Here is a 16263-nt window from a genome sequence, read left to right as displayed (position 1 = left end):
TTGCTTGCCCAAAGAAAAGTAACCAAAAGAAAGGGCCCCCCGGATGACGCGCCTTCCGGGCCTTTGGCCCTCCAGGTGCGCGTGCGGGTTGCGGGGTTTTTCGACAGGACATCCGTGTCCTGTCGAAAAACTGGCCGCATCCMTGCGGCCACCCTTCGGGCTTTCCTCCACCCGCCCGCCGCGTCATACGGGGACCCCGGGGATCAAGAGCCACATCAAGGGCCGCGTAACGGACGGTGTTGCGGGGCGTCTCTTCTTTTGTAGGAGCGCACTTGTGCGCGACCAACCGGAGCGATGCATCGCGGCGCCGCGGTCGCGCACAAGTGCGCTCCTACAAGGGATCGCGCTGGCCTGTGGATGGCGGATCAATGCTGCCGCTCAGTTCTTTGTGGGAGCGCACCCTGTGCGCGACAAACCTACSGAGCGGTACACCGCGGCGTGGCTGTCGCGCACAGGGTGCGCTCCCACAGACACGCGGAGCCCTCTCCCAGGGCGGGAGAGGGGCAAAAAGCAGGCTTAGGCAGCCCGCTTATCGAACTTGCGAATGAAATCCCGCACCTGCGGATACACCGTCTGCCGCCAGCGACGACCACTGAAAATGCCGTAGTGGCCAGCGCCTTCGACCACGCGGTGTTCGCGACGGTCAGCAGGGATGCCGCTGCACAGATCATGCGCCGCTTCGGTCTGGCCAAGGCCGGCGATGTCGTCCAGCTCGCCTTCGACGGTGAACAGCGCGGTCTTGGTGATGGCTGCAGGCTTCACGCGTTCGCCGGAGACATCCCAGAGCCCGCGCGGCAGCAGGAACTGCTGGAACACGGTGGCGATGGTGTCGAGGTAATACTCGGCCGGCATATCGAGCACGGCGTTGTATTCGTCGTAGAACTTGCGGTGCGCCTCGGCATCATCCTGATCGCCGCGACGCAGGTTCTCGTAGAAATCCCAGTGCGAGTTCAGGTGGCGGCCCGGGTTCATCGCGATGAAGCCGGCGTGCTGCAAGAAGCCCGGGTAAACCTCGCGACCAGTACCGGGATAGTTCGGCGGCACGGTGTGGATGAGGTTGCCGCGGAACCAGCTGAGCGGTCGCGTGGTGGCGAGGTTGTTGACGCCGGTCGGATTGCTGCGCGGCTCGATCGGGCCGCCCATCATGGTCATGCTGAGCGGGGTGGCTTCGCCGCGCGCCGCCATCAGGGACACCGCGGCAAGCACCGGCACGGTCGGCTGGCACACGGAAATGACGTGCACGCGCTCGGCGCCGATATGGCGGATGAATTCCTCGATGTACGCCACGTAGTCGTCCAGATGGAACGGCCCCGCGCTGGTCGGCACCATGCGCGCGTCGACCCAGTCGGTGATGTACACCTTGTGGTCTTGCAGCAGGGTCTTCACCGTATCGCGCAGCAGCGTGGCGTGGTGGCCGGAGAGCGGCGCGACGACCAGCACGGTCGGGTCGTTCTTCAACTTCTCGATGGTTTCCGGATCGTCGCTGAAGCGCTTGAAGCGCTTGAGCTGGCAGAACGGCTTGTCCAGCATCACGCGCTCGATCACGGCAATTTCCTGACCGTGCGCCGTCACCTGCGGGATGTTGAACGCGGGCTTCTCGTATTCCTTGCCCAGACGGTGCAACAGCTCGTAGCCGGCGGCCATGCGCGGCGCACCCGGGAGATGCGAGAACGGGCTGGTGATGTCGCTCAGCAGCTTGGCGCTGGCTTCGGCGTAGTGGCTCAGCGGGCCAAGGAAAGCGCGCTGCCACTCATGGATCTGATAAAGCATCGGGGTGGAACCGGGAAGCGTCAGAGAAAACCATCTTACCCGGTTTTGGCGCAGTCGTGCTGCGCCGCCGCATTGTCTCAATCCTGCTGAATCAGGTGCTTAGACGCGGCGACAAAGCAGCAGCAATTCGTCCACGCCGTCGCAGTCGGCCATGCCGCGCTGCCAGCGCAGCGGCTTCTGCAGGCGCAGGCCCAGCGGCATGATCACCCGGTTGTACCACCACAGGGCGCGCTCGCGCTGGTGGGTGAGATACCACTGGCCCAGGCCCAGCAAGGTCTTGGAGGTGGGCTGCATGCCGTAGATGGCGCTCTGCTCGATAGTCCATCCATTGGACTCGAGTTTGCGCAGAATCTGGGCGGGCTCGTAGCGGCGGTAGTGGCCGACGAACTCGTCGAACTCGGTCCAGGCCGCTTCGTGCAGTGGCACGGAGAGCAGCATGCGGGCATCGGGTGCTGCAACGCGGGAAAGCTCGCGCAGCGCCTTGTCGTCGTCCAGCACGTGCTCAAGGATGTCGAGCGCGCAGACCAGATCGAAGCTGGCGTCGGCACAGGGCAGGGCGCTGATGTTGGCGCGCGCGGCACTGGCGCCGTGCGAGCGAAGTTCACCCAGGGCGGCCGTGCTGATGTCGACGAAGTAAGTGCCATCGATCGGCAGCCGCGGCCGCAGACCGGGCGCCACTTCCAAGCGGCGCGGCAGCGCCATGGCCAGTTCGCGCACCATCGGCCAGGTATTGAAGCGGCTGGGATCGACCAGTCGCGAGCCTGACCACAGCGAGTCGTAGAACGCCTGATTGATGCGTTTAAGCTCGGTGGCGTCGCGACGGGGTAAGGCAAGCGAGGGCATATAACAGTGTTGCCCGAATCCACCTCACTTTCATGTGAAGCTTTCCTTACTTGCGCAAAACCGTGCGCGCGATCACATCATGGAGCGCTCGTCGACGCGGATCGAAAATAGATACGCCAAACCAGACGATCCATGCGGCGGCCATCGCCCACAGTGCCGCCCTGGTGCCGATCCACGGCGCCAGTACCAGCAAGCCCATCGGCGCTGCCGCCACGAGCAATCGCACGAGCGCCTGGGTGAACGTGATGCCAAATCCTTGCTCGTTGCTGACGCGAATGCGCCAGGGGCGCATGCCCAGCGTGCGTCCGCCGCGCAACCACGATGCGATGAAATAGGCCGATACCAGCAGCGCCTGCAGCGGCTGATACCACCATGCGATGTGCGCGTGCCCGTCGGTGCTGATCAGGTTGCCGCCGGTGACGCGCTGGCACACGTAACCGACCACCATCACGATCGCCACCACGGCCAGCAGGTCGTAGAGCAGGGCGAACAGGCGGCGCCACAGCGGGCAATAGATATCGGTGGCGGTGCTGGAAGTCATCGAAACGGCAGCCTGCGTAGGGAACGCTTGCACGTGGCGAGGCGGGCAGCCAGCATCGCGTCCATGCAGCAAGAAGAACCCAGTATCGCCGAAGCCGACCGTCGCAGCATCGATGCTTTCATCGAGCGCGTGTGGTCCGAAGATGGATTGTCCGACCGCACGCTGGAGGCTTACCGCAGCGATCTCGAAAGTCTCGCGCGCTGGCTGGGCTCGCAGGGGCAGAGCCTGCGCAGCGCGCAGCGTCAGCACTTGTCCGCCTATCACGGCAGCCAGCCGGTGGCGGTGCGTTCGCTGGCGCGTCGGCAGTCGGCGTTTCGTCGCTACTACGCCCATGTCGCGCGCACCGAACCGGGTTTCGACGATCCCACGCTGTTGATCGAGCGTCCCAAGATGCCGCGCAGCCTGCCCAAGGCCTTGGCCGAGCGCGAGATCGAGGGCCTGCTGGATGCGCCGGATCTTGGCACGACCCTGGGTCTGCGCGATCGCGCGATGCTGGAACTGATGTATGCCTCGGGCTTGCGCGTATCCGAACTGGTGCAGTTGCCGCTGGCTTCGCTCAACCTGCGCCAAGGCGTCGTGCGGGTCACCGGCAAGGGCGGCAAGGATCGCCTGGTGCCCATCGGTGAGGTGGCGGCCGAGCGCATCGAGGCCTATCTCGCTGCGGCACGCCCGTCGCTCGCGCGCGGCCGCCAGCCTCTGGCGCTGTTTCTCAGCAACCGCGGCGTGGGCATGACGCGGCAGATGTTCTGGACGTTGGTGAAGCGCTACGCCGTGCAGGTAGGCATCGTCTCAAAGCGCATTTCGCCGCATGTGCTGCGGCATTCCTTCGCCACCCACCTGCTCAACCACGGCGCCGACCTGCGCGCGCTGCAGATGCTGTTGGGCCATAGCGCGCTGAGCACCACGCAGATCTATACGCTGGTCGCCAAGGAAGGTCTCAAGCGGCTGCACGCCCAGCACCATCCGCGCGGTTGACCGACCCGCGGCTGTGCCAAACGGCCCGCATCCGCATTCAGGCGCCTGTGCGAGAATGGCTTTCCCCCACGTTTCCCCCACGGGGAAATGCATGTCCACGAGGTCTGCGATGTTCAAGAAATGGTTGCTGGCGCTGTGCGTCGGCGGATTGGCACTCAATGCCTGCGCCGCGCCGGACGGCACAACGGGTGCGACTGGTGTGGCCACCGCTGCGCCCGCCGCTGTGGCCACCGGGTCGGAAGCCGCCATTCGCCGTGCCGTGCAAGGCCTGGTGCCCAACGCGAGCATCGACTCGATCCGTCCGGCACCGATGCAGGGCTTTTACCAGGTCATCGCCTCGGGCCATCTGGTCTATGTGTCCAGCGACGGCAAGTACATGCTCAATGGCGACCTGATCGACCTGGGCAGGAAAAAGAACATCACCGAGGATGGCTGGGCCGAGTTCCGCAAGGCCGAGCTGGCCAAGGTGCCCGAGGCCGACCGCATCGTGTTCGCGCCGGCCAATCCGCGTTATCGCGTCACCGTGTTCACCGACGTCAACTGCGCGTACTGCCGTCAGTTGCACGAACACATGGCCGATTTCAACAAGGCCGGGATCGCGGTGGAGTACATCGCCTGGCCGCGCGAAGGCGTCATCAACGAGGCGGGCCGTACCACGCCCACCTATAACGAGATGGTCTCGGTGTGGTGCGCCAGCGACCGCAAGGCCGCGTTCACCTCGGCCAAGCAGGGCAAGGCGCCCAAGGCCACCAACTGTCCGAACCCGGTGAAGGACGAATTCGACCTGGGCGTGAAGCTCGGCGTGTCGGGCACGCCCACCATCATTGCGGCCGATGGTTCGATGGTCGGCGGCTATGTGACGCCCGAGCAGCTGTTGCAGGCGCTTAAGACCGGCGGCTGATGTCGGGCGACCGATGCGGCTTTGTGCCCCTGGCATGCGGCAATTGGCCGTAGATTCATTGAGTTAGACTGACTGGGCGGCGTTGGAGTGCCAGCGTCGCCCGAACGGTCGCGATGCTGCGTCGCGGCAGTGTTGATGCGCTATGAGGTACAATCGGCGTTTTCGCCTACCTCCTGTCCCCGCATGATCGCACTCGACGGGCAGAGCGCCCTCTCCCCTTTTCGCCTTGAACGTCTGAACGCACGCCTGGAAGCCATTCACCGTGGCACGCGTGTGCAGGCGTCGTGGTTTATTTATTTCATCGACGCCGACCGCGAGCCGGAGGGCGAGCAGCATCGCCGCCTGCTGGAAGTGCTCGAAGCCAAAGAAGGCAAGCCCGAACACGCCTCGCTATGGGTGGTTCCGCGCCTGGGCACGATTTCGCCCTGGTCCAGCAAGGCCACCGATATCCTGCATGGCGCCGGCTTTGACGTGCGCCGCGTCGAGCGCGGCGTCGCCTGGCAGGTCGCCAGTCTGCCGGCCATTGGCAGCGCGCAGTACGACGCCGTCGTTGCCGTTCTGCATGACGCGATGACGCAGTCGGTGCTTACCGATCTGAGCCAGGCGCACAGCTTGTTCCTCGGTGGCCAGCCCGGTCCGGTGGTCTACATCGAGCTGGGCAGCGATCCCAAGGCCGCGCTGGACGTGGCCAACCGGGAACTTGGCCTGGCGCTGGCGGACGACGAGATCGAGTACCTGGTCGCACGCTACGCCGAACTGGGTCGCAATCCGACCGACGCCGAACTCTTCATGTTCGCGCAGGCCAATTCCGAGCACTGCCGCCACAAAGTGTTCAACGCCAGCTGGACGCTGGACGGCGAGGCTCAGGACAAGAGCCTGTTCGGCATGATCAAGAACACCCACCAGCATTCGCCGGCTCATACGTTGTCTGCCTATAAGGACAACGCAGCCGTGATCGAAGGCTCCGAAGGCAAGCGCTTCTTCACCGATCAGGACGGTGTGTGGCGTTCGCATCCGGAGCGCATCGATTATGCGATCAAGGTCGAAACGCACAACCATCCCACGGCCATCGCGCCGTGGCCGGGTGCGGCCACCGGCGCCGGCGGCGAAATCCGCGATGAAGGCGCCACCGGCCGTGGCGCCAAGCCCAAGGCCGGCCTGACCGGTTTCTCCGTGTCCGACCTGCGCATTCCTGGCCTGCCGCGACCGTGGGAAGTGGATCGCCCGCTGCCGCCGCATATGGCGACTGCCTTCGAAATCATGCGCGACGGCCCCTTGGGCGCCGCTGCATTCAACAACGAATTCGGCCGTCCGGCGCTGGGCGGTTACTTCCGTACGTACGAGCACGAGACCGGTGAAGCGGGCGTGCGCCGTGGCTACGACAAGCCGATCATGATCGCCGGCGGCCTGGCCAATATCCGTGCCGACCATGTGCAGAAGCGCGACGTGCAGCCGGGCAACAAAGTGATCGTGCTCGGTGGCCCGGCCATGTTGATCGGCCTGGGCGGTGGCGCGGCCTCCTCGGTGGCCTCGGGCACGTCGAGCAAGGAGCTGGATTTCGCTTCCGTGCAGCGCGACAACGCCGAGATGGAGCGTCGCGCGCAGCAGGTGATCGACAGCTGCTGGGCGCGTGGCGACAAGAACCCCATCGTCAGCGTGCACGACGTAGGCGCAGGCGGTCTGTCCAACGCCATTCCCGAGTTGCTCAACGACGCCGGTGTGGGCGGTCGCATCGACCTGTCCAAGATTCCGTGCGATGACCCTTCGCTGTCGCCGATGCAGGTGTGGAGCAACGAATCGCAAGAGCGCTATGTGCTCGCGATCGGGCCGGAGGATCTCGCCGAATTCGAGGCCTACTGCAAGCGCGAGCGCTGCCCTTATGCAGTGGTCGGCGACGCCACGGCTGAGCGTCGCCTGGTGGTGCACGATCCGCGCACGGACACGCTGGTGATCGACTTGCCGATGGACGTGCTGTTCGGCAAGCCGCCGCGCATGCATCGCGATGCCAAGCGCCTGAAGCCGCGCGTCGATCTCTTGCCTGATCTGGCCGGCATCAGCATGGACGAAGCGCTGATGCGCGTGCTGCGCCTGCCGACCGTGGGCAGCAAGAGCTTCCTCATCACCATTGGCGACCGTACCGTCGGTGGCCTCAATGTGCGCGACCCGATGGTCGGTCCGTGGCAGGTGCCGGTGGCCGATTGCGCCGTGACCGTCACCGATTTCGACAGCTACACCGGTGAAGCGATGGCGATGGCCGAGCGCGCACCCGTGGCGTTGCTGAGCAGCCCGGACGCCGCCCGCCTCGCCGTGGGCGAAGCCATCACCAATCTTGCCGCCGCACCGATCGCCTCGCTGGGCGAAATCCGCCTTTCGGCCAACTGGCAGGCGGCGGTGAATTTCCCCGGCGAAGATGCGGCACTGTTCGACGCGGTGAAGGCCGTGGGCATGGAATTGTGCCCGGAGCTCGACATCTCGATTCCGGTCGGCAAGGACTCGCTGTCCATGCAGACGATCTGGAAGGATGGCGACACCATGCAGTCGACGGTGTCGCCGGTGTCGCTGGTCATCACCGGCTTCGCGCGCGTCACCGACGTGCGCCGCACGCTCACGCCGCAGCTGCGCCTGGATCGCGGCGACTCCGAACTCTGGCTGCTGGATCTTGGCGCCTGCCGCGATCGCCTCGGCGGTTCCGCGCTGACCCAGGTGTTCAACCGCGGCGGCGGCGTGCCGCCGGATCTGGACGATGCCAAGCGCCTGAAGTCGCTGTTTGACCTGGTGCAGGAAGCGAACGCGAACGGTCTGCTGCTGGCCTATCACGACCGTTCCGACGGCGGCGTCATCGTGACCTTGCTGGAAATGGCGTTCGCCGGTCACTGCGGTCTGGAAATTCAGCTGGACGGCTGGGCGGAAGCGACGCTGCGCGCGCTGTTCAACGAAGAACTTGGCGCGGTGATGCAGGTGGCCTCGGCCAATCGCGAAGCCTTCGAGGCGCTGCTGGTCAAGCATGGCCTGACCAGCATGGCGTACCGCATTGGACGTCCAAAGGAAAAGCTCGGCATCAAGCTGTTCCACAACGGCGACACCATGTTCAAGTGGAACTGGCGCACGCTGTTCGAAGCGTGGAACGAAACCAGCTACGCCATGCAGCGCCTGCGCGACAACCCGGCGTCGGCCGATGCCGAAAACGCCTGGCGCCTGGACGACTCCGACCCGGGTATCCATCCGAAGCTGAGCTTCGAGCCGGTCGACGACATCGCCGCACCGTACATCGCCAAGGGCGCACGCCCGCGCGTGGCGGTGCTGCGCGAGCAGGGCGTCAATGGCCAGGTCGAAATGGCGGCTGCGTTCACGCGTGCCGGCTTCGATGCGGTGGACGTCCATATGTCCGATCTGGCCAGCGGTCGCATCAAGCTGGCCGACTTCCGCGGCTTTGCGGCATGCGGCGGTTTCTCCTATGGCGACGTGCTGGGTGCGGGTCGCGGCTGGGCCACCTCCATCCTCTACAACGAATACCTGCGCGCGGAATTCAGCACGTTCTTTGCCGACACTTCGCGTTTTGCGCTGGGCGTCTGCAACGGCTGCCAGATGATGGGCCAGCTCAAGGACATCATCCCCGGTGCGCAGCACTGGCCGAAGTTCCTGCGCAACGCGTCGGAGCAGTACGAGGCCCGTCTGGCCACGGTGGAAGTGCTCGATTCGCCGAGCATCTTCTTCAAGGGCATGGCCGGTTCGCGCATCCCGGTGGCGGTGGCGCACGGCGAAGGCCGCGTGAGCTTCCCGTACAGCTGCAGCCCGTCCAAGGCCGGCGCGGCGCTGCGTTATGTGGACAACCGCGGCAAGCCCACCGAAGACTATCCGCTGAACCCGAACGGTTCGCCGGGCGGTCTCACCGGTTTCACCGCTGCCGAAGGACGCGTGACGATCATGATGCCGCATCCGGAACGCGTGTTCCGCAGCGTGCTGATGAGCTGGCATCCGGAAAAGTGGGGCGAGGATTCACCGTGGATGCGCATGTTCCGCAACGCACGGGTGTGGTGCGGCTGATGTGTTCCCACGCTAGGCCTGTGTCGAGGGTCTAGCGTGGCTGCCGTCGCGCGCTGGTTATCGAAAGTACTTCCGGGGCTCGCCTGGTCGGGCGTGCTGGCGATGTTGCCCTGGTGGCTGGGATTGCCGCTGCTGTTGTTGTCTGCGCTGGGTGCGGTGTGGTTCGACCGGCGCGTCGCGCGCTACGCCGAGCTCTGCCGACGTGCCTTGCGCTGGGGTTTGCCCGGTTTGTTGTTCGCCGTGCAGCGCGCCCTGGGCGGTGACCTGCTGGCTTGGGGCGCGGCCTTGCTGGGCGCCCTGGTCGGCTTCTCGCTGGTGGTGTTAATGGAGTCGCTGCTCGACCATCGCGTGCAAGGCACGCCGGCGGCTAAGGCATCGCCGGAGTGGAGCGAGCTGGCGATGGCGCCGGTCGGTCCGCCCGCGCACATCATCGAACTGACCCGGGCTCACTGGCAGGTCGCGACTGCTGAATTCGTCGACGCGACTGGCGCCGCGCGCTTCGAGGCGATCGACGATGGGCGAGGGCGTTACGTGTTCGCCCAGGGCCAGGTGATCGACAAGGCGAGCCCGCGCTACTGCAGTAGTCCTGGCGGCCGCTGGTTTGTGGCCAATCTGCCGGGCGGCCGCGGCGAGATACTGTGGGACCGGCAAAGCCGGCACATGCATCGGCTGAGCGGGTGGCAACTGAGCGGCTGGGACGGCGAGCAGCCTTGGCTGGCCGCGGGCAGCGATGCGGCGCCGACTCCCCTGCATGAAGTGCTGGGGCAGCTGCCGCGACCGTAGTCAAGGCGTTTCATCGGACGGCCCGTCTCGACATACACTTCACAGTTCTCCCCGGGTAGACGCGCCCACAGCGGCCTGCGTGAACCCTTGGAACACTTTCAGTCACTCAATCTAGCCCCGGACAACGCATACTTGTGACTGTGACTACCGACGCACCTTCTTCCTTGTCCTCCGTGTTGCCGGTCAGTGTGATCGTGGTGGCCGCCGACAGTGGTCCCAGCCTGCGCGACTGCGTGCGGCGCGTGCTGGCGTGCGAGCTGCCGCTGGAATTGGTGCTGGTGGACAACGCCTCCTCCGACGGCATTCCGCAGGCGATTGCGCGCGCGCACGAGAGCGATACGCGGCTGCGCGTGGTCTACAACCATGCCAACCTGGGTTTCGGCCCGGCGGTGAACCGCGGCGCAGCGCAGTCGCACGGCAAGTCGCTGCTGGTGCTCAATCCCGATTGCCTGATCGACAACGAGACGCTGCAGCGTCTGCTCGACCTGCTGGCCTCGCATCCGCGTGCGGGCGTGATCGGCGCGGTGGTGTGCGATGAAAACGGTACGCCCGATCCGGCGTCTTATCGTCGCGATCCGTTGCTGCGTCGCGCGTTGAATACGCTGTTCCATCGCGCGGGCGAAGGCATCAATATCGAAGGCCCCATGCCGGACAGCCTGGTCGAGGCCGAGGCGGTGTCGGGCGCGTTGATGCTGATGCCGCGGCGCGTGTTCAACTATCTCGCCGGTTTCGACGAAGCCTATTTCCTGCATTGCGAAGACCTGGACCTGTGCCGCCGCGTGCGCGACGCCGGTTATCACGTGATGCTGGCGGGCGATGTGCACGTGCTGCACGGCAAGGGCAGTTCGAGCCGTCATCGGCCGGTGTTCGTGAGCAGGCACAAGCATCGCGGCATGTGGCGCTGGTTCCGCAAGTTCGATCCGGATTCGCGCAAGCCGTGGATCGCCGGCGTGGTGTGGCTCGGCATCTGGACGCACTTTTTGCTGCAGATTCCCGGGCAGCTGTGGCGACTGGCGCGGCGCAAGCGATCGCAGGACGCCGCGTGACGGCGCGCGCGTCGCGAACCGCGACCTGGGCCACGCTGGGTCTGGTGTCAGTCACCGCCATCTGGGGTTCCACCTTTTTCCTGATCAAGGATCTGGTGGCGCGCATGCCCGTGGCCGATTTCCTGGCCGTGCGCTTTCTCATCGCAGCCCTGGCCATGGCTGCGTTGTTTCATCGCCCGCTGCTGCGGCTGAGTCGGCGCGAGTGGTGGCAGGGCAGTGCGCTGGGTGCGATCTACGGCATTGCGCAGCTATTGCAGACCTCCGGGCTGGAACATACGTCGGCGAGCATCAGCGGCTTCGTCACCGGCATGTACGTCGTGTTCACGCCCTTGCTCGGCACGGTGCTGCTGCGCCAGCGGCTGCCGTCGGTCACCTGGATTGCCGTGCTGCTTTCCGTCGGTGGTCTTGGCCTGCTTGCGTTGCACGGTTTGAGCGTCGGTTACGGCGTGTGGCTCACGCTCGCCTCAGCGGCGTTGTATGGCCTGCACATCGTCGGACTGGGAACCTGGTCGCGTCCCGGCAGCGCATTCGCCTTGTCGACGGTGCAGATGATGGTGATTGCAGCGATCTGCCTGCTGGCTACGGTGCCTTCCGGTCCCTCGCTCCCGCCCGATCTCGGCGCCTGGGCGGCCGTCGTGTATATGGCGCTGGCGGCCGGCGCGGGCGCTATGCTGGTGCAGACCTGGGCGCAGGCCCATCTCTCGCCGACGCGCGCGGCCATCGTGATGACGCTGGAGCCGGTGTTTGCGGCGGGCTTCGCGGTCAGCTTCGGCCATGACGCGCTGACCTGGCGCATGCTCGCCGGCGGTGCGCTGGTGCTGGCGGCGATGTATCTGGTGGAGCTGGCGCCGCGCAGCAGTGCGGTGCAGGCGGAAGGGCTGCACCACGAGGTGTGAGCGCCCTCCGTTCTGTGGGAACGCACCCTGTGCGCGACTGCGGCGCCGGGACGTCATCGCTTCGTAGGTTTGTCGCGCACAGGGTGCGCTCCCACAGGTGTTGCCCTTTCAGTCTTTGCGCTTGGCCGGATGCGGCTGCAGCGCAAGGCGCACCAGATAGATCACGATGGCGATGTTGGCGATCAATGCACCCAGCTTGAGCCAGCCAAACTTGTGGATCGTCTCGTACAACTCCAGCGGAATCAGCGAGCCGGTGGCAATCACCGTGAACCATTCCGCCCAGTGCTTGCGCAGCCACAGTCCGGTGCCTTCGGTGGCGAAGATGGCGGCATAAGCGAGCGCCACCAGGCCGATCGCGACGAACTTGCTCGGTCCCAGCGATTGCAGCACCTCCACCAGGCGCCAGCGCAGGCCGTTGCTGTCGGTCAGCGACAGGTGCTCCAGCCAGTGCACCAGCTTTTCGAAGTTCTGCTCGCGGTCCAGGTGGAAGGCGAAAATCGCCACCAGGATCAGGCACACCGTCTTCACGCCCTTGTAGATGGCGATGATGCGCAGGCCGAGGCTGTGTTGGGCCTCGATCTCCGACGAAGGCTGCAGGCGGGGGTGGTGGTGTTTGGTCATCGGGAGTCTTGCAGTGGCGAGCGGCCATGATCTGGGCGGGATGATGAAGGCTAGGGTATCGGATGCCCAGCCCCGTTCAGAGACGAGAAAGGCCATGCCCGGCAGGGCACGGCCTTTGGGATGCTCGGACCGGTCTCAGCCTAGCAGCAGCGTCCGCCGGTTCCCTTGTAGCGGGCAATTTGCCGCTCCCTGAAAAACTCCTTGTAGCTGGGCACGGCGCGATCCGGGTGGTGTTCGCGCAGGTGCTTCACGTACACGTCGTAGTCGGGAACGCCACAGCAGAGGCGGGCGGTTTGCACCGCCCACTTCCCGATCGCCTGCAGGTCCATTTTCATGATGGCAGCCCTCAGCGGCTGGGCACGGTGCCCAGCGCCACGTACGGCTCTTCGTGAGCGGTGGGATGGTTGATGCTCCAGGCCCTGACGATCGCCCGGATGGTGAAGGCGAGCATGGTCAGGATCAGCAGCATGAAAATGCCGGTGAGCGCGGCGTCGACATAGTTGTTGGTCACGATGCGCTGCATTTCCTCCGCGGTCTTGGCCGGCGCCAGCAGTTTGCCGTCGGCGATGGCCTGCGCGTATTTCTGCGCCGCCGCCGTGAAGCTGATCGGACCGCTGAGCTTCTCCCAGCCTGCCGTGAGTGTGCACACGCACAGCCAGATCGCGGGAATGCCCGGCACGAGCACGTAGCGCTCGCGCTTGAGCTTCACCGTCACTACCGTGGCCAGCATCAACGCCACCGCCGCCAGCATCTGGTTGGCGATACCGAACAATGGCCATAGCGTGTTGATGCCGCCCAATGGATCGACTGCGCCTTGATACAGGAAGTAGCCCCATAGACCTACGCAGATGGCGGTAGCCAGCAGGTTGCCGGTCCACGATTCGGTGTGCTGCAGCGGCTTGTAGATGAGGCCGGCGATCTCCTGGATCATGAAGCGGCCCACGCGCGTTCCCGCATCCACGGTGGTGAGGATGAACAAGGCTTCGAACAGGATGGCGTAGTGGTACCAGAACGCCATCATGCCCTCGCCCGGAACGATGCCGTGCAGCAGCTGGGCCATGCCCACCGCCAGCGTCGGCGCTCCGCCGGCGCGGCTCAAGATGCTCGACTCGCCGATGTTCTTGGCGGTATTGAGCAACTCGTCCGGCGTCACCACGAAGCCCCACTGGCTGATCGCGGTAGCGGCCGATTGCGCGGTGGTGCCGATCAAGGCGGCCGGCGAGTTCATCGCGAAGTACACGCCCGGATGCAGCGAAGCGGCGGCAACCAGCGCCATGATGGCGACGAAGGCCTCCATCAGCATGCCGCCGTAGCCGATCATGCGCGCCTCGCCTTCATTGGCGATCAGCTTGGGCGTGGTGCCCGAGGCAATGATCGAATGCCAGCCCGACACCGCGCCGCAGGCGATGGTGATGAACAGGAACGGGAACAGGTTGCCCTGGAACACCGGGCCGGTGCCGTCGATGAACTTGGTGATGGCCGGCATCTGCAGCGTGGGCGCAGCCAGGAAGATGGCCAGCGCCAGCAGCATGATGGTGCCGATCTTGAGGAAGGTGGAGAGATAGTCGCGCGGCGCCAGCAACAGCCACACCGGCAACACCGAGGCGCAGAAGCCGTAGGCGATCAGCAGCCAGGCAAGCGACTTCGCATCGAAATCGAACACTGCCGACCACGTGGGCGAGGCGGCGACGTGCGCGCCGAACCAGATCGAAGTCAGCAGCAGGATCAGGCCGATGATCGACACTTCGAGAATCTTGCCCGGCCGCAGCCAGCGCAGATAGACGCCCATCAGCAGCGCGATCGGAATGGTCGCTGCCACCGTAAAGGTGCCCCAGGGGCTGTGCGTCAGCGCCTTGACCACCACCAGCGCCAGCACCGCCAGCACGATCATCATCAGCACCAGCACGCCGAACATGGCCACCACGCCGGCGGTTGGCCCGAGCTCGTCGCGCAGCATATTGCCCAGCGAGCGGCCATCGCGTCGTACCGAGAGGCCCAGGATCATGAAGTCCTGCACCGCGCCGGCAAACACTACGCCGAACAGGATCCAGAGCGTGCCGGGCAGGTAACCCATCTGCGCCGCCAGCACCGGACCGACCAGCGGGCCGGCACCGGCGATCGCGGCGAAGTGGTGGCCGAACACCACCCACTTGTCGGTGGGTACATAGTCCAGGCCATCGTTGCGCAGTACGGCTGGCGTGGCCCGGCTGGGGTCCATGCGCAGCACTTTTTCATTGATGAACTTGCTGTAGAAGCGGTAGCCGATCACGAACACGGCAATGGCTGCGGCAACCAGCCAGATGGCGTTGATCGGTTCGCCCCGGCGCAGCGCGACCACCCCCAGGCACCAGGCGCCGACGATGGCGATGGCGGCCCACAGGATCTTCCCTGCGGGACTTGGTTTGACGGCGACGGTAGACATTCGCATTGGCTCCTGGGAAGTCCCCCGCAAGGTTCGTCCCGGGGGAGGCGGGGGTCAACAACATATTGCGTCGCCTCGCATTAGCCATTGGTCGAATGGGCGGAGGGGGCGTGCGCATGCGCGGGCATCCCGGCCGGCGCGTACACTGGCGGTCTGTCAGCCGCCCCCCGCGGCCTTGCTGAATCGATGAAGAGGCGAGGATTTTTCCATGATCCGCGAGATCCTGAAGATGGGCGACCCACGGCTGTTGCGGGTGGCCCCGCCGGTGCCTGACGGCATGATCGGCAGCGCGGAACTCGATGCGCTGATCGCCGATATGTTCGACACCATGCACGACGCCGGCGGCGTCGGTCTTGCTGCACCGCAAATCGGCGTGGACCTGCAATTGGTGATCTTCGGCTTCGACCAGTCCGAGCGCTATCCGGACGCCCCGGCGGTGCCGCGCACGATCCTGCTCAATCCGGTGATCACGCCGCTGTCGCAGGACATGGAGGAGGGGTGGGAAGGTTGTCTGTCGGTACCTGGCCTGCGGGGTGCGGTGAGTCGGTATTCGTTGATCCGCTATCAGGGGGTCGATCCGCACGGTGCGCAGATTGATCGCAACGCGGAAGGTTTCCATGCGCGCGTGGTGCAGCATGAGTGCGATCACTTGATCGGGCGTTTGTATCCCTCGCGGATCACGGATTTCAGCAAGTTTGGGTATACCGAGGTGTTGTTTCCGGGGATGGATCCGGGGGCGGATGAGTGAGTCCGCTTTGCTCCCGCTCCCCGTCGGGGAGAGGGTTGGGGTGAGGGGCGGGTGCTCGCGGGAACGTCTCTACGCGTCCCAGTTTAGGTAGCTTTTGCTCGTCCTGCGAAGGCGGGAAGCGCTTCTCAACAGCCGAATGGCGGGTCATCCAGAGCCTCGGAGTTTAGTTGTTGCGATACGGCGACCTTGCCCGCCTGCCGCGGGCTTCCGTGCCGCTGCCGCGGCCCGGGTCACTTTCTCTTGCTTGCCCAAGAGAAAGTAACCAAAGAGAAGGGCCCCCCGGATGACGCGCCTTCCGGGCCTTCGGCCCTCCAGGTGCGCGGTCGGGTTACGGGGTTTTTCGACAGGACATCCCTGTCCTGTCGAAAAACTGGCCGCATCCATGCGGCCMCCCTTCGGGCTTTCCTCCACCCGCCCGCCGCGTCATACGGGGACCCCGGGGGCAAGAGCCTGATCAAGAGCCCAACGCCCGGCGTTGCGGGGCCGGCCGGTCTTTTGTAGGAGCGCACTTGTGCGCGACCAACCGGAGCGATGCACCRCGACGCTGCGGTCGCGCACAAGTGCGCTCCTACAAGGGATCGCGATGGCCTGTGGATGGTGGATCAATCTTGCCGGTCGGCTCTTCTGTGGGAGCGCACCCTGTGCGCGACAATCCTACGGAGCGGTACACCGC

13 protein-coding genes are annotated in these 16263 nt (G+C 65.3%); 7 read left to right on the top strand and 6 right to left on the bottom strand.

Annotated elements, in window-relative coordinates:
• Nucleotides 1-516 precede the first annotated feature (516 nt).
• From AB4Y82_RS20735 to AB4Y82_RS20725, 3 genes are all read right to left on the bottom strand, one after another.
• The gene (locus AB4Y82_RS20735; RefSeq protein WP_441605623.1) at nt 517-1770 is read right to left on the bottom strand and encodes a polyhydroxyalkanoate depolymerase; all 1254 of its coding nucleotides are present in this window, start codon (nt 1768-1770) and stop codon (nt 517-519) included.
• A gap of 99 nt (nt 1771-1869) precedes the next feature.
• Complete coding sequence (locus tag AB4Y82_RS20730; protein WP_441605622.1) at nt 1870-2613, bottom strand: class I SAM-dependent methyltransferase; 744 nt, start codon at nt 2611-2613, stop codon at nt 1870-1872.
• A 46-nt stretch (nt 2614-2659) separates the two neighbouring features.
• Nucleotides 2660-3154: an RDD family protein gene (locus tag AB4Y82_RS20725; protein ID WP_441605621.1), complete on the bottom strand. Its 495-nt coding sequence runs from the start codon at nt 3152-3154 to the stop codon at nt 2660-2662.
• 63 nt (nt 3155-3217) lie between these two features.
• Here AB4Y82_RS20725 and xerD point away from each other — a divergent pair, with 63 nt between their 5' ends.
• The 6 genes from xerD to AB4Y82_RS20695 all read left to right on the top strand — a co-directional run bounded on the left by xerD (nt 3218) and on the right by AB4Y82_RS20695 (nt 11799).
• Nucleotides 3218-4129 (top strand): site-specific tyrosine recombinase XerD, encoded by a 912-nt coding sequence (gene xerD / locus AB4Y82_RS20720; protein ID WP_441605620.1) that lies wholly within the window; start codon nt 3218-3220, stop codon nt 4127-4129.
• A 109-nt stretch (nt 4130-4238) separates the two neighbouring features.
• The gene (locus AB4Y82_RS20715; RefSeq protein WP_441605625.1) at nt 4239-5030 is read left to right on the top strand and encodes a DsbC family protein; all 792 of its coding nucleotides are present in this window, start codon (nt 4239-4241) and stop codon (nt 5028-5030) included.
• A gap of 183 nt (nt 5031-5213) precedes the next feature.
• Nucleotides 5214-9074, top strand: a complete 3861-nt coding sequence (gene purL / locus AB4Y82_RS20710) for a phosphoribosylformylglycinamidine synthase (protein WP_441605619.1) — start codon at nt 5214-5216, stop codon at nt 9072-9074.
• Nucleotides 9075-9110: 36 nt separating this feature from the next.
• The gene (locus AB4Y82_RS20705) at nt 9111-9857 is read left to right on the top strand and encodes a hypothetical protein (protein ID WP_441605618.1); all 747 of its coding nucleotides are present in this window, start codon (nt 9111-9113) and stop codon (nt 9855-9857) included.
• Between the two features lie 140 nt (nt 9858-9997).
• Entirely contained in the window at nt 9998-10903 is a 906-nt protein-coding gene (locus AB4Y82_RS20700) for a glycosyltransferase family 2 protein (RefSeq protein ID WP_441605624.1), read from the top strand.
• Nucleotides 10900-11799 carry a DMT family transporter gene (locus AB4Y82_RS20695; RefSeq protein ID WP_441605617.1) on the top strand — a complete coding sequence of 300 codons (900 nt, stop codon included), beginning with the start codon at nt 10900-10902 and terminating at the stop codon, nt 11797-11799. Before AB4Y82_RS20700 ends, AB4Y82_RS20695 begins: the two co-directional genes overlap by 4 nt.
• Before the next feature lie 108 nt (nt 11800-11907).
• On the opposite strand, the gene AB4Y82_RS20690 is transcribed toward AB4Y82_RS20695, so the two are convergent.
• The 3 genes from AB4Y82_RS20690 to AB4Y82_RS20680 form a co-directional block, all read right to left on the bottom strand.
• A complete protein-coding gene (locus AB4Y82_RS20690) occupies nt 11908-12420 on the bottom strand; it encodes a DUF2127 domain-containing protein (protein ID WP_441605616.1) in 513 nt (170 codons plus the stop codon).
• 140 nt (nt 12421-12560) lie between these two features.
• Nucleotides 12561-12755, bottom strand: a complete 195-nt coding sequence (locus AB4Y82_RS20685; protein ID WP_441605615.1) for a YbdD/YjiX family protein — start codon at nt 12753-12755, stop codon at nt 12561-12563.
• 11 nt (nt 12756-12766) lie between these two features.
• Nucleotides 12767-14842, bottom strand: a complete 2076-nt coding sequence (locus AB4Y82_RS20680; RefSeq protein WP_441605614.1) for a carbon starvation CstA family protein — start codon at nt 14840-14842, stop codon at nt 12767-12769.
• 208 nt (nt 14843-15050) lie between these two features.
• Here AB4Y82_RS20680 and def point away from each other — a divergent pair, with 208 nt between their 5' ends.
• Entirely contained in the window at nt 15051-15590 is a 540-nt protein-coding gene (def, locus tag AB4Y82_RS20675; protein ID WP_441605613.1) for a peptide deformylase, read from the top strand.
• The last annotated feature ends 673 nt before the right edge of the window (nt 15591-16263 follow it).

It is taken from the genome of Dyella sp. 2YAF14, from assembly GCF_052114725.1.
In the GTDB taxonomy this organism is placed as follows: Bacteria; Pseudomonadota; Gammaproteobacteria; order Xanthomonadales; family Rhodanobacteraceae; genus Dyella.
The sequence above is the reverse complement of the archived record's forward strand: the minus strand, read 5'-3'. Positions and strand labels throughout refer to the sequence as shown.